This window comes from Actinomadura rudentiformis (assembly GCF_008923185.1).
GTDB lineage: Bacteria > Actinomycetota > Actinomycetes > Streptosporangiales > Streptosporangiaceae > Spirillospora > Spirillospora rudentiformis.
Genome location: NZ_WBMT01000005.1, coordinates 263333 through 275694, shown reverse-complemented (window position 1 = coordinate 275694; position 12362 = coordinate 263333). Strand labels below are relative to the sequence as shown.

The window sequence follows — 12362 nt, the reverse complement described above, 5'->3', positions numbered from 1 at the left end:
CCGCATTCTGTCCCTGGCTCATGCGAACGTGATCCGTGTCATAGCCGAGGGAGGTCCCCCTTGTACTGTTCCACCTGCGGTGATGAACGCCTGTTCGAGCAGCCACCCTGCGAGGACGGGCACGGCGCCGAATGCCCCGAGCGGATCTGCACGGAATGCGGCACGGCGATGCTGATCGGTCTCCCGGTGGCCTCGCCCGCGACGCTTGAGCATGCCGGGGCGAACGACGCCTCATCCCCCGCCGAGCGGGCCGCCTGAACGGCGTGACCCACGAACCGAAACCTGAGCCGTGTCACCTTCTCCGCCCCCATTCCCCGCGACTCTGCCCGGCGGCCCGGCCGGCCGTGACGGCCTCGGCTGCCCGACCGGCACCATGCGCCCCCTCGTCCTCGGACCGCCCGGAAAGACGGGCACCGTCGGGAAACCCGGCGTGGCGCCGCCCGGCTCCGCGCGCCCCGCGACCTACGCTCGCCACATGGCCGGTCCTGGCATGACCCCTCCCCCGTTCCAGCGGGTCCTCGACACGCTGCAGGCGATCCTCGATGGCCCCTCCCTCCGCCCCGAACTCGAACTGGAGGACATGCCCGCACCCCAGCGGCTCGCGCCGTACGCCGCCGCCATAGCCGGCAGCGTCTACCGCGAGGACGACTCCGAGGTCGCCATGGGCCGCCTGATCGTGCTGTACGACCCGGAGGGCCGCAGCGGCTGGACCGGCGAGTTCAGGATCGTGGCGTACATCCGGGCCGATCTGGAGCCGGAGATCGCCGCCGACGAGCTGATCGGCTCGGTCGCCTGGAGCTGGCTGCTGGAGGCGCTGGAGCCCGCCGGGTACGCCGGTGTCTCCGGAACGATCACCCGAGCGGTGTCGGAGAGCTTCGGCGACAAGAGCGACGAGCCCTCCACGACCGAACTGGAGTTGCGCGCGTCATGGTCCCCGACCGGCGAAGATCTCACCGGTCACGTGGCCGCCTGGTGCGAGGTCATGTGCACCACGGCGGGCCTGCCGCCCACCGGGATCAGCGCTCTGCCGGACCGCAAGGGCGGAACGGTGAATTGAGCGACGTACGGTAGGGGACGTGGGTAGCAGAGCGTCCGAAGCCGAGGCGGCCGGCGAGAGCACGGAGATCTCAGCAGTGTCCGACACCCAGCCGCCCCCGCCCGCCCGGGCGGCCCCGGGTGGTGCCGGGCCCGCCGCCGGCCGCCCGACGGCTCCCGGCGAGGCCGGGGCGGCCGGCGGTCCGGCCGCGCCCCCCGCAGGCACGACCAGCGGCCCCGCAGGCAAGCCCGACGGCCCCGGTGGCAAGCCCGACGGCCGGCGCGGCAAGGCCGGCGGCTCCGCCGGCGAGGCCGTGGCCGTGGCCGGAGCCGAGCCCGTGCCGGCGGACGAGGCCGTGGCGGCCGACGAGATCGTGCCGGCGGACGAGGTCGTGGCGGCCGACGAGGCCGTGGAGGCGGCCGTCCCTCTCCTGGAGCCGCGCGACGGCGTGCCGCCTGTGATCGAGACCGTCGCGGATCTGGAACGTGTCATTGACGCGTTCGCCGCCGGGACCGGGCCGGTCGCCGTGGACGCCGAACGCGCCTCCGGCTACCGCTACGGGCAGCGCGCGTACCTCATCCAGCTGCGCCGCCGCGGCGCGGGCAGCGCCCTGATCGACCCCGTCGCGCTGCCGGATCTGTCCGAGCTGGGCGACGTGCTCGCCGACACCGAGATGGTGCTCCACGCCGCCAACCAGGATCTTCCCTGCCTGGCCGAGGTCGGCATCGTGCCGAACCGCCTGTTCGATACCGAGCTGGCCGGGCGCCTCCTCGGCCATCCGCGGGTCGGGCTGGGCTCGATGGTCGAGAACGTGCTCGGCTACGTTCTGGAAAAGGGCTACTCCGCGGCCGACTGGTCGACGCGGCCGCTTCCCGAAGACTGGCTGCGGTACGCGGTGCTGGACGTCGAGCTCCTCGTCGAACTCCGTGACGCGCTCTACGCCGAGCTGACGGCCTCCGGCAAGCTGGACTGGGCGCTGGAGGAGTTCGCGGCGATCCTCACCACGCCGCCCAAACCGCCACGCACCGACCCCTGGCGCCGTACGTCCGGCATCCACCGCGTCCGCAACCGCCGCGCCCTGGCGGTCGTACGCGAGGTCTGGATGACCCGCGACAAGATCGCCCAGGAACGCGATCTCTCCCCCGGCCGGGTGCTCCAGGACGCGGCGATCGTCGAGCTGGCGCTCAGTTCGCCCAAGACCCCCACCGAGCTGCAGGCCCTGCCCACCATGCGGGGCCGCGGCGCCCGCCGCCACCAGACCGCCTGGCTGCGCGCGGTCTCCAAGGCCCGAGGCCTGCCCGACCGGGCCCTCCCGGAGTCCAACCTGCCAGGCGACGGCCCGCCGCCCGCCCACCGCTGGGCCGAACGCGACCCTGAGGCGGCCAAGCGCCTCGCCGCCGCCAAGGCCGTCGTCGCCGCCCTCGCGGACGAGCACACGATGCCGACAGAGAACCTCCTGCAGCCCGACTCCGTCCGCCGCCTCTCGTGGTCACCGCCGGACGACCTCACGCCCGAGGCGATCGCCGACGTGCTCCGCGAGCTGGGGGCCAGGCCCTGGCAGATCAACCTGGTGGCCAAGCCGCTGGCCAAGGCCTTCGTACGACTGGAGTGCAAAGGCGACCTCTGACCACCGGGGTTCGACGAGCCCGGCCGGGACCATCCGCTGAACGTCAGAGATCTGGAAGCGGATCCCGGGGCAGGCTGTCCCGCGCGAAGACCTCCGCGTCCGCCGCGTTGATCACCGCCACGTACTCGTCGTCGACCTCGAACGAGGCACCCGAGAACTCGAACGACGCCCCCGTCCCCGTCTCCACCGGCCCGATCCGGGTGCCGCGGGGATAACTGCCCCAGACGCTCTTGGGCTTGGTCCGGCTGAGCGCCCCGGTCGAGATCACCGCGACCTGGCTGTCGGTGACCACGAAGATGAATCCCGCACCGCCCCCGTAACTGAACGCGGGGAAGATGTAGCGGATCTCGTCCTCGATGCCCAGGAACTCTCGGCAGCGGTCGCGAAGCGGACGTGGCACGGGCATGACGGCGGAAGCACCTCCCCCGGGGAAACGGTCGTCGTTGGGCAAAAATCTACCCCGGCGAGCGCACCTCGGCCGAGCGCACCACCAATCGCGCCTCAACTGTTTCGATCTTGCTCCCCACCCGCCCTCATCCCTTGCGCCACCGCACTCCTGACAACCACCCCCAACCACCCATGACCTCCGCAACCGTCAGACGGTGGCCAGTGCGGCGGTCGGAGCCAGGCGGGCGGCGCGCATCGCGGGGTACAAACCGGCCACCGTGCCGATGGCGAGAGTGGCCACCAGCGCCCCGCCGAGAGACCAGGAGGGCACGACCGGCGGCCAGCCTCGGTAGAGGGCGAACCCCACGGTGACGACGGTGCCGAGCACCACCCCCACGATCCCGCCGAACGCCGACAGCAGCAGCGACTCCGCCAGGAACTGGACTCGCACCTGCCCCCTCGTGGCCCCCAGGGACCGCCGCAACCCGATCTCGCGCCGCCGTTCGAGCACCGAGATCACCATCGTGTTGGCGACCCCCACTCCACCCACCAGCAGAGCCACCGCGCCCAACCCCAGCAACAAATTGGTGAACGCCCCGGCTGCGGCCGCCTTGGCCTCCAGCGCGTCCGACGGGCGGCTGACCTCGACCTCCTCTGGATTCTCCGGGTTGACCGTCCGCGCGAGGACCTCACGCACATCCGGCACGGCGGCGTCCGCCGACCTCTCGTAGATCGTCGTCGGATGCCGGTCGAAGCCCAGGTACTTCTCGGCGGCGTCCCAGCCCACCAGTGCCGAACGGTCGATCTCCGGCGCCAGCTCGGCCGGACGCAGGATCCCGATCACACTGAACCACCGGCCGCCGATCCACACCTGGCTGCCGGCCCGGTCGAAGCCCATCCGCCGTGCAGCCTCCGACCCCAGGACCACCGCCGGATAACGCCCCGTCCCCGCGTTCAACCACGTCCCCGTGCGCACCGACACGTTCAGCGTGCCCAGCAGATCCCCCGACGCCGCTTGGACGGCGATGCCGCTCGTCACCTCTTCGGCGATCCGGTCGGTCCGGCGCATCGACGCGTCCACCGTGCCCGTCGCCGCCACATGCGTCACAGGTCCGATCCGCGCGACCATCTCTGGCGCCTGCTCAGGCAACTTCGCGTTCTCCCCGAAAAGCGTGTCGCCCGGCGAAACCGTCAACAAATTGGTGCCGAGCCGGTCGATGCGCCGCAGCAGTTCCTCCTTGCTCGACGACGAGATCCCGATGACCGACACCATCGTGGCGATGCCGATGGCGATCCCGAGCGCCGACAACACCACCCGAGTGGGCCTGGCCCTCAGACCGCCCAACCCGACCCGCACCACGTCCCGCCCGTCCAGCCGCGCCGGCGCCAGCCCGCTCATGACGCGTACACCCGTTCGGACTCGTCCGCGACGATCAGCCCGTCCCGCACCCGCACCCGTCGCGGCGCCCACGCCGCGATCTCCATGTCGTGCGTGATGACCGCAACGGTCGTCCCACCCCGATGCAGCCCACCCAGCAACTCCAGCACACCCTCGCCCGCCGCCGAGTCCAGATTCCCCGTGGGCTCGTCCGCCAGCAACAGATCCGGCTCGCCCACCACAGCCCGCGCAATGGCGACCCGCTGCCGCTCACCACCGGACAGCTCATTCGGCCGGTGCCGCACCCGAGCTCCCAACCCGACCCGCTCCAAGGCCGCCGCAGCCCGTGCCCTCCGCTCCTTCAGCGGAACACCCGAATACAGAAGCCCATCGGCGACATTGTCAAGCGCGCTGACGCCATCCGCCAGGTGAAACTGCTGGAACACAAATCCAATATGCCGAGCCCGCAAGGCCGACAATTCCCGATCGCTCAACTCGGCGACTTCGTGCCCGGCAATACGAACCACACCCGCACTGGGCCGGTCCAGCGTCCCGATCATGTGCAGCAACGTGGACTTGCCCGACCCCGACGGCCCCACGATCGCAACGAGCTCACCCCGCTCCACGACCAAATCGACGCCCTTGAGAGCGGCCACCCCCGGATATTCCTTGGTCACACCTAGAAGCTCAACAATGGTCATGAGACCGGTACCCCGACCTTCATGCCCTCCTTGAGCCCGGCACCGCGAACCTCCACGCGCCCGCCCCCAAAAGCCCCAGTGGTAACGGCGACCACCCGCCGCGTCCCGTCCACCACCTCGACCCCGAAGCCGCCCTCCTTCAGAGCGAGCAGCGCCTCCACAGGCACCGACAGCACACCCTTCGTCCGCTCACTCTCCAACTCCACCGTCACCGGCGCCTGATCGAGCCGCCCCGTCTTGGCACCCTTCTCAAGCCCGATCTCCACGTCCACAGTGGTCGTGGCGTTCTGCTCCGATCCCGTCTTCTCCGCGACGTTCCCCACCTTGGAGATCCGCCCCCGCACCACGTTCCCGTCCGGCAGCTCGACCTCCACCCGCGCACCCTTCCGCGCAAGATCCTGCTTCTCGGCCTCAAGGTCCACATGAACGACCCGCCGCACCCCGGTAACCGTCATCACGGCCTGCCCCGCCACGGCCCGCGCGCCCTCCCCCGCCTTCACGTCCTTGACCCGAGCCGCCCCCGGCAGGAAGACAACCTGCCCGACATCAACGACCCCCGAGACCTCCAGCCCCCGATCGTCCTGCCACTCTTCGACAGCCGCCGCCGTAGCCCCCGTGAACTCTCGATCGACAGTCAGCCCGCCATACCCGAGTACCTCCAAATTCCTCTCCAACTGCTCAACATCACTCCCTTCCACCCCCTCCTTCAGAACCCGATACATCGGCTCACCCCCATAAAAAAGCGTGACCGGTTTCCCGTTCACCTTGAGCAGCGTCTTCCCCCGCTGCACAACGCGCCCTTCCTCCGGAGCCGCCGTAACGGTCCCCGTCACCCCCACCGACACAACACGCTCACCCTCATAAGTGAGCGTCCCGTCGACCTTCTCGCTATCCACCAGATCGCCCCGAGTGATCTGCGCAGTCCCCAGCGCCTGCTCCTCAGCCGTGGCCTCAGACCCGTCCCCCCGACTAAGCCCGAACGCAAGCCCGCCGCCCGCGAGCACAACAACGGCCACAACCGCCACCGCCCCCTTCACCTGCGTCCTCCATTCGGCATGAGGTGCCTGCAGGCCTCCCGGGCCTTGTCCGCCCTCTCCCGGCTGATGCCCTCCCCGAGCGGGATCTTCATGGACCCGTCAGCCCCCGGGTCCGGCATGTTGATTCCGTTCTGCCGCATGCACTGCGCGAACTTCGTCGCCGCATCCCTCACCTTGGGATCCTTCAGATCGGGCATCTTCCCGCCCGCCTCAAGGAACGGCCGGCACTTCTTCATGGCCGCCTCGAGCTTGCTCCTGTCCACCCCCTTACCGCCCAGCCGTATGTCCCGCTTGTCGGTCCCCGGCTTCGGATCCGGAACGTTGATCCCGTTCTGCCGCATGCACTGGGCGAACTTGAGCTCCGCCTCCTCCGGCGACAGCGACCGAGAAGGCGAAGCCGAAACAGCCTTCGTTCCCCCAGCCGAAGCCACTCCACCCCCTCCGTCACTCCCGCAAGCCCCCAAAACCAGCCCGACCCCGACCAGCCCCAACACCCGCACCAACATCCGATCGCTCCCCTCCGCCAAGGCCACACACCCCAGCGAGAAGCAATTCGACAAGCCAAGGGGTTAAACCCGCATTAGCCCGGCTGGGGATGGCGGGCACGTATCGAGTGGTGACGATCTTCTGTCTCAGGTGACTACCTGACGGACACATCCTCGTACCGCTGAATCCTCCCGGCCGCGCCGCGACGTCTTAGGGAGTGGAGCCACTGCAGCGGAGGGAAGATGACTGCGTCGGATCACCAGACCTCAGATCGACACGACCAGCGGTCCGAGCCCGAGCAGGAGGCATTCGAGACCTACGCGTGGCGTGTTCACCAGGCGTTGCATGACTGGACCGCCAAAGTGGACGCGAAGGCCTCTGTGATCCTCACGCTCGAAACCGCGATGCTGAGCATGATCGTTGTCTTCGCGGGGTCTGGGAAGCGGCTCAGCCGGCTTACGGGCTTGGAGGTCTGGACTTTCCGAATCGGCATTGTGCTGCTGGTATGTGCGATCATCCTTGCGGGGTCGGCGGTTTTCCCGCAGCTCAATCGCCGAGAGGCGCGACGGAACTGGCGCCGCAACTACGTATACTTCGGGCATCTGCGGCGTTGGGATCCGGCGGATTTGGTGAACGCCCTAGAGAGCGGACACGGTCAACCCAACAAACTCGTCCTGAGCACGCAATTGATTGCACTCTCCAGGATTATCTGGCGCAAGCACTCGTTCCTGCAGTGCTCCATGATTCTGGTAGTCATCGGCAACATCGCAGTATGGATGCCGCTGCTACTAGGCCGTCACTGACATCGCCTGACGGCTCGTTCGCCGGCGTGCTCAGTGGGACACCGAAAGAATGCGGACACCGAGCCGGGGCTGTCGCGTGCTGGGCCGGATAGGCGGGACGCCTCGGGGCGCACTTCACTCGCGCCGTTGTGGGCTGATTTAGGCACCCATCCCGGGGTGGGCGCTCACAGCGTCCCGGTCACGGTCTGGGCGATCACTGTGGTGTAGCGGATCACTCCGGGGGAGTTGACTGTGCAGCGGTCGCGGATGGTGCTGGTGCTGCGGCAGAGCTGGCGGGAGTCGTGGTCGGGGTGCAGTTGGGTGACGCCGCCGAACGCGCGTGGGTGGCTGCAGAGGCCGTAGCGGCGCTCGGTTTCGTCGCAGGGCAGGAAGGCCGTCCAGCGGTAGCGGCCGTCGCGGACCACCTCGTAGACGTTGGCCGCCAGGCTGATCTGATGGCCGGCGTCGGAGACGAGGTCGCCGAATTCGTCGGCGACGGGCTGGTAGACCTCCTCGTTCAGGCGGCGGACGCGGTCCGGGCGAGCACGGTCCGGGCCTTGGAGGATCCAGACGATGCGGGGGCGAGGGATGCCGAGGCGTTTGGCCTCCTGGCCGATCTGCTGAGCGGCCTGCCGGGCGGCGGAGAGGTAGCGGGTGAAGTACTCGTCGCTGCCGGGGCCTCCGCTGCCCGTGCAGCCGGTGGTGGTCGAGCTGTGGCCCCAGAACTGCAGCAATACCAGGCGTGGTTTCGTCCGTGCTATCAGGGCGGGCAGGCGATCCGGGCGCAGGTAGTCGCACAGTGCGGCCTGCTTACGGGTAGAAGAGACGACTCTGGCCTTGCCGCTGCGGTGGACGAAGTAGGTCAACGCGCTGGAGGTCTCGGCGGCGATCGAGTCTCCGACGTAGAGCACCGTGGGCGCGCCGGGCGGAGCGGCCGGGGGCCTGCGCAACTGAGCCTCGGTTGGGGGTGGGAGGCGAAGGGCTGCGGGAGGCGTCGGCTGGGCACTCTCGGCTGACAACGGTTGCCGCTGCGCCGGACCATCTGAGGAGTTGTTGAGGGTCACAACCACGGCGATCAGCACCGCGAGTGCTACCAGCTCGACCACCAGGCGTCCGCGCCACAGCTTTCTGGCTAGGCCGTTCTGTTGAACGGTCACTGGTGGCGTCGTCTTTTCTGGCTCGGCTTCTGGAGGGGGCGGGGTCGCTTCTGCTACGGCTACGCGCCGGCGGGCTGCTGCCCACTCCTCTACTTCGGCTTCGCCGCAACCGCAGGCTCGGGCGAACGCGGTGACCAGATGTTCCTGCGGTACGCGGTCACGTGCCAATGCCGAGGTCACGGTTGTACGTGGCAATGCCTCCCCGAATTGGGCTGCGCGCCTTTCCAACTGCCGAAAGCTCAATCCCGCCCAGGTCTTCAAATGCCGCATGGCCGCGACGAAGTCGGCAGGAGTCGCGGCATGGCGGGGCGTGGGCCTGTCCTCTGAGACCACTACGGCACCTCCTTCATCCCTAGAGAGCAGGGGAACAATCGGTCACCCCGCCCTCACGACGAGACAACAATGCCCGCCCGTTCGGCCGCCTTCGGAGACTTGAGACTCAAGAGACCGGAAGCGGTCTCATGGAACGCACCAGAGTTGACAGAGCGGACGCGGACTGGATCCCGCCAACTTCGTGGAGTTCGTGCCAGGCCGTTCGGCGGTCCCTTGGGCGATCCGGGTAGGCCCGGCCGGGGTGGGGAAGGGCTGGGGTATGTTGATCGATCTTTCGGGGAAGACGGCCTTGGTGACCGGGTCCACGCAGGGCATCGGCGCGGCGATCGCCACCGGGCTGGCGCGGGCGGGGGCCCGGGTGGCTGTCAACGGGCGCGGCGAGGAGGGCACGGAAGAGGCGGCCGGACGTCTGGGGGCCGAGGTTCCGGGGGCCCAGGTGGTGCCGGTCGCGGCCGATCTCGCGACGGAGGAGGGAGCGCGCCGGCTCGTGGACGCGCTGCCGGACGTCGACGTCCTGGTCAACAATCTGGGCGTCTTCGAGTCCCGGCCGGCGCTGGAGATCACCGATGCGGAGTGGCGGCGGTTCTTCGAGGTGAACGTGCTGGCGGCGGTTCGGCTGACGAGGGCGTATCTCCCTGGGATGGCGGAACGGCGATGGGGGCGGATCCAGTACGTCGCCAGCGACTCCGCGGTGGCGATCCCGACGGAGATGATCCACTACGGCATGTCCAAGACGGCGTTGCTGGCGGTCTCCCGGGGGTTCGCCAAGGAGGCCGCGGGGACGGGCGTCACGGTCAACTCGGTCATCGCGGGACCCACGCACACGGGCGGGGTCGAGGACTTCGTCTACCAGCTGGTCGACCGTGACCTGCCGTGGGAGCAGGCGCAGCGGGAGTTCATGCGGGCGCACCGGCCGCAATCCCTTGTGCAGCGCCTGATCGAGCCCGAAGAGATCGCCAACATGGTGGTGTACCTCAGCTCGTCTTTTGCGTCCGCCACGACGGGTGGCGCGCTGCGGGTCGACGGCGGGTATGTGGACTCGATCCTCCCTTAGACCTTGATGGGGAGGGTGGCGGGGCCGCGTAGGTTGATGCGGCCGTTCCACTCGACCTCGCCTGCGAAGGCCAGGTCCGGGAAGCGCTGTACGAGGCGTTCGAACGCGACGCGGCCCTCCAGGCGGGCCAGTGCGGCGCCCAGGCAGTGGTGCGGGCCGACGCTGAAGGCCACGTGCTGCCGGGCGTTCTCGCGGTCGATCCGGAGCGTGTCGGCATCGGGTCCCCAGAACTTCTCGTCCCGGTTGGCCGAGGCCAGGCAGGCGATGACGAAGGCCCCGGCCGGGATCTCGCGGCCGTGGGCGACATGCGGTTTGAGGGTGATGCGCCTGGTCTGCTGCACCGGGCTGTCGTACCGCAGGAACTCCTCCACGGCGTTGCCCGCCAGCTCCGGACGGTCGCGGAGCAGCGTGAGCTGGTCCGGGTGGCGCAGCAGCGCGATCGTGCCGTTCGCGATCAGGTTGACGGTCGTCTCGTGGCCCGCGACGTAGAGAAGGATGACCTGGGCGACGAGTTCGTCGTCATTGAGCCGGTCACCCCTGTCCTCGGCGGCGATGAGCGCGCTGAGCAGATCGTCCGCGGGGTCGGCGCGCTTCCACTCGATGAGCTCCCGGGTGATCGCCGTCAGCTCCGCACCGGCGTCGGAGATCTCCTTGAGGACGTCCGGGTCGAAGACCGGTTCCAGGGAACGGACGAGCTTGCCGCTCAGCCGGCGGATGCGGACGTGGTCGGTGGGCGGCATGCCCAGCATGTTCGAGATGACCGCGAAGGGCAACGGGAACGCCAGCTCCTCGACCAGGTCGGCCTGGCCCGCCGCTGCGATCCGGTCGAGTGAGGCGTCGACGAGGCCCGTGATCTCGGGTTCGAGCGCGGCGATCGAACGCGGCGTGAACACCTTGGACACCAGGGAACGCAGGCGCGTGTGGTCGGGCGGGTCCCGGTCGAGCATGGACATGTTGATCACGTCGAGGCCGTCCCGTTCCAGCTGCGCGAAATGCTCCTGCGCCGCGCCCTCGACGGTCGTCAGCCGCGCGTCGACCGAGTGCCCGGCGCGCAGCAGCGCGACGACGTCCTCGTGATCGCTCAGGAACCAGAAGCCCAGCGGGTGCTCCTGCACCGGGTCGTCCTCGCGCAGCAGGCGGTACGCCGGATACGGGTCGGCGGTGAAGCCGGGCTCGAACGGGTTGAACAACGTTTCCGTCTCTGCCATCGGGTGCTCCCCTCAGAAAGCGGAGATCCATCTGCATGGCTGGATCAGGCGTTGCGAGCGCGCGGACGACATCACCGAACTGGTGGTGGTGCCCACATGCGACGGTGTCGTCGCGAGCCGGGGCCAGTCGTCCGGCTTCCGGTAGACGCCGGTCGCGGCGTGCAGCAGCAGCTGGTGCCGAGCGTGCAGGGGCGCCAGCGCCTGATGGTGGAGGTGTGCGTCCAGCACGAACCTGGCGGTGGGCATGGTGCCCGAGAGGTCGAGCCACAGCTTGTCGAGCGCGGCCGGCAGATCCGGCGGCCAGTCTTCGAGCAGGGCGTCCAGGCGTGCGTCGAAGGCCCGGTACCACCGCAGTTGGAGCTCCAGCAGGAATCCTTCGAGACCGCCGAACTCGGCCTCCACCTCCGCTCGTCGCCGTTCCGGAAGCTCCGGCCGGCCGTCGCCCGCGATGTCCGCCAGCACCTGGTGAACCAGCTGGTGGCGGCGGTGTGCCCGGCTCCACGACATAGTGAATACCTACTTCGAGTTGGAGACATACGCTGTGTATGTTCGTATACTCCTTGCATGTCACCTGTCAAGAGCAGGCGTGAGCAGTACTCGGACGAGACCCGGGCCGCCCTGCTCGACGCGGCCACCCGCCGGTTCGCCGAGCACGGCTTCGCCAAGACGTCCCTGGAGGACGTCGCCACCGACATCCGGGCGACCCGCGGCGCGGTCTACCACCACTTCCCCAACAAGACCGCCCTGTTCGAGGCCGTGTTCCACGAACTGGAGTCCGAGATGATCCGCCGGGTCACCGAAGTGGCCGCAGGTGAGACCGACCCCTGGCAAGCCGCGATGAGCGCCGTGCGGCAGTTCCTCGACGGCTCGTGCGACCCCGTCTACGGGCGCATCGTGTGGCAGGAGGCCCCCATCGCGCTCGGCTGGCGGCGCTGGCGCGAATGCGAGGAGAAGTACGCCTACGGCCTCATCGAGCAGACGATCCAGTCCTTGATGGAGAGCGGCGACATGCCCGACCTACCGCTCGAACCGGTGTCCCACATCACCTTCCACATCCTCGGCGCCGCCGGGATGGCTCTGGCCGAGGCGCCCCCAGACGAGAAGACCCGCGTCCGTGACGAGTACGCACGGGCCATCCGCCACATCCTCAATGGCGCGCGCCTCCCCCGGACGTAA

14 protein-coding genes and 1 pseudogene are annotated in these 12362 nt (G+C 69.1%); 6 read left to right on the top strand and 9 right to left on the bottom strand.

Annotation, left to right across the window (positions count from 1 at the left end; translation table 11 throughout):
• Positions 1 to 60: 60 nt before the first annotated feature.
• The 3 genes from F8566_RS12645 to F8566_RS12630 all read left to right on the top strand — a co-directional run bounded on the left by F8566_RS12645 (position 61) and on the right by F8566_RS12630 (position 2663).
• Entirely contained in the window at positions 61 to 258 is a 198-nt protein-coding gene (locus F8566_RS12645; protein ID WP_151560374.1) for a hypothetical protein, read from the top strand.
• Positions 259 to 475: 217 nt separating this feature from the next.
• A complete protein-coding gene (locus tag F8566_RS12640; protein WP_225993109.1) occupies positions 476 to 1057 on the top strand; it encodes a DUF3000 domain-containing protein in 582 nt (193 codons plus the stop codon).
• Between the two features lie 352 nt (positions 1058 to 1409).
• The gene (locus tag F8566_RS12630; RefSeq protein ID WP_404800299.1) at positions 1410 to 2663 is read left to right on the top strand and encodes an HRDC domain-containing protein; all 1254 of its coding nucleotides are present in this window, start codon (positions 1410 to 1412) and stop codon (positions 2661 to 2663) included.
• Between the two features lie 43 nt (positions 2664 to 2706).
• Here F8566_RS12630 and F8566_RS12625 read toward each other — a convergent pair whose 3' ends face one another.
• From F8566_RS12625 to F8566_RS12605, 5 genes are all read right to left on the bottom strand, one after another.
• Positions 2707 to 3069, bottom strand: coding sequence for a hypothetical protein (locus F8566_RS12625; RefSeq protein WP_151560373.1), 363 nt, complete (start codon positions 3067 to 3069; stop codon positions 2707 to 2709).
• Between the two features lie 189 nt (positions 3070 to 3258).
• On the bottom strand, positions 3259 to 4449 hold the full coding sequence (locus F8566_RS12620) for an ABC transporter permease (protein WP_151560372.1): 1191 nt from the start codon (positions 4447 to 4449) through the stop codon (positions 3259 to 3261).
• Positions 4446 to 5129, bottom strand: coding sequence for an ABC transporter ATP-binding protein (locus F8566_RS12615; RefSeq protein WP_151560371.1), 684 nt, complete (start codon positions 5127 to 5129; stop codon positions 4446 to 4448). Before F8566_RS12615 ends, F8566_RS12620 begins: the two co-directional genes overlap by 4 nt.
• Positions 5126 to 6166: a peptidoglycan-binding protein gene (locus F8566_RS12610; RefSeq protein WP_225993108.1), complete on the bottom strand. Its 1041-nt coding sequence runs from the start codon at positions 6164 to 6166 to the stop codon at positions 5126 to 5128. The genes F8566_RS12615 and F8566_RS12610 overlap by 4 nt, the downstream gene beginning before the upstream one ends.
• Positions 6163 to 6672: a hypothetical protein gene (locus F8566_RS12605; protein ID WP_151560370.1), complete on the bottom strand. Its 510-nt coding sequence runs from the start codon at positions 6670 to 6672 to the stop codon at positions 6163 to 6165. The genes F8566_RS12610 and F8566_RS12605 overlap by 4 nt, the downstream gene beginning before the upstream one ends.
• A 222-nt stretch (positions 6673 to 6894) precedes the next feature.
• Here F8566_RS12605 and F8566_RS12600 point away from each other — a divergent pair, with 222 nt between their 5' ends.
• Entirely contained in the window at positions 6895 to 7455 is a 561-nt protein-coding gene (locus tag F8566_RS12600; protein WP_151560369.1) for a Pycsar system effector family protein, read from the top strand.
• 164 nt (positions 7456 to 7619) lie between these two features.
• On the opposite strand, the gene F8566_RS12595 is transcribed toward F8566_RS12600, so the two are convergent.
• Both F8566_RS12595 and F8566_RS52925 read right to left on the bottom strand, forming a co-directional pair.
• Positions 7620 to 8591 carry a hypothetical protein gene (locus tag F8566_RS12595; protein ID WP_151560368.1) on the bottom strand — a complete coding sequence of 324 codons (972 nt, stop codon included), beginning with the start codon at positions 8589 to 8591 and terminating at the stop codon, positions 7620 to 7622.
• A 93-nt stretch (positions 8592 to 8684) separates the two neighbouring features.
• Positions 8685 to 8861, bottom strand: a pseudogene (locus F8566_RS52925) (helix-turn-helix domain-containing protein); the annotation flags it as partial.
• A gap of 322 nt (positions 8862 to 9183) precedes the next feature.
• Here F8566_RS52925 and F8566_RS12590 point away from each other — a divergent pair.
• Complete coding sequence (locus F8566_RS12590) at positions 9184 to 9978, top strand: SDR family NAD(P)-dependent oxidoreductase (RefSeq protein WP_151560367.1); 795 nt, start codon at positions 9184 to 9186, stop codon at positions 9976 to 9978.
• On the opposite strand, the gene F8566_RS12585 is transcribed toward F8566_RS12590, so the two are convergent.
• Positions 9975 to 11186 (bottom strand): cytochrome P450, encoded by a 1212-nt coding sequence (locus F8566_RS12585; RefSeq protein WP_151560366.1) that lies wholly within the window; start codon positions 11184 to 11186, stop codon positions 9975 to 9977. The two genes, F8566_RS12590 and F8566_RS12585, sit on opposite strands and share 4 nt — an antisense overlap.
• A 12-nt stretch (positions 11187 to 11198) precedes the next feature.
• The gene (locus F8566_RS12580) at positions 11199 to 11693 is read right to left on the bottom strand and encodes a hypothetical protein (RefSeq protein WP_151560365.1); all 495 of its coding nucleotides are present in this window, start codon (positions 11691 to 11693) and stop codon (positions 11199 to 11201) included.
• 57 nt (positions 11694 to 11750) lie between these two features.
• Here F8566_RS12580 and F8566_RS12575 point away from each other — a divergent pair, with 57 nt between their 5' ends.
• Complete coding sequence (locus tag F8566_RS12575; protein ID WP_151560364.1) at positions 11751 to 12362, top strand: TetR/AcrR family transcriptional regulator; 612 nt, start codon at positions 11751 to 11753, stop codon at positions 12360 to 12362.

What these genes read in the sequence shown, in the direction of transcription:
- F8566_RS12600 (WP_151560369.1), top strand. Translation starts at nt 6,895, where the DNA reads ATGACTGCGTCGGATCACCAGACCTCAGATCGACACGACCAGCGGTCC.
- F8566_RS12620 (WP_151560372.1), bottom strand. Translation starts at nt 4,449, where the DNA reads ATGAGCGGGCTGGCGCCGGCGCGGCTGGACGGGCGGGACGTGGTGCGG.
- F8566_RS12575 (WP_151560364.1), top strand. Translation starts at nt 11,751, where the DNA reads ATGTCACCTGTCAAGAGCAGGCGTGAGCAGTACTCGGACGAGACCCGG.
- F8566_RS12615 (WP_151560371.1), bottom strand. Translation starts at nt 5,129, where the DNA reads ATGACCATTGTTGAGCTTCTAGGTGTGACCAAGGAATATCCGGGGGTG.
- F8566_RS12605 (WP_151560370.1), bottom strand. Translation starts at nt 6,672, where the DNA reads ATGTTGGTGCGGGTGTTGGGGCTGGTCGGGGTCGGGCTGGTTTTGGGG.
- F8566_RS12625 (WP_151560373.1), bottom strand. Translation starts at nt 3,069, where the DNA reads ATGCCCGTGCCACGTCCGCTTCGCGACCGCTGCCGAGAGTTCCTGGGC.
- F8566_RS12585 (WP_151560366.1), bottom strand. Translation starts at nt 11,186, where the DNA reads ATGGCAGAGACGGAAACGTTGTTCAACCCGTTCGAGCCCGGCTTCACC.
- F8566_RS12640 (WP_225993109.1), top strand. Translation starts at nt 476, where the DNA reads ATGGCCGGTCCTGGCATGACCCCTCCCCCGTTCCAGCGGGTCCTCGAC.
- F8566_RS12580 (WP_151560365.1), bottom strand. Translation starts at nt 11,693, where the DNA reads ATGTCGTGGAGCCGGGCACACCGCCGCCACCAGCTGGTTCACCAGGTG.
- F8566_RS12590 (WP_151560367.1), top strand. Translation starts at nt 9,184, where the DNA reads ATGTTGATCGATCTTTCGGGGAAGACGGCCTTGGTGACCGGGTCCACG.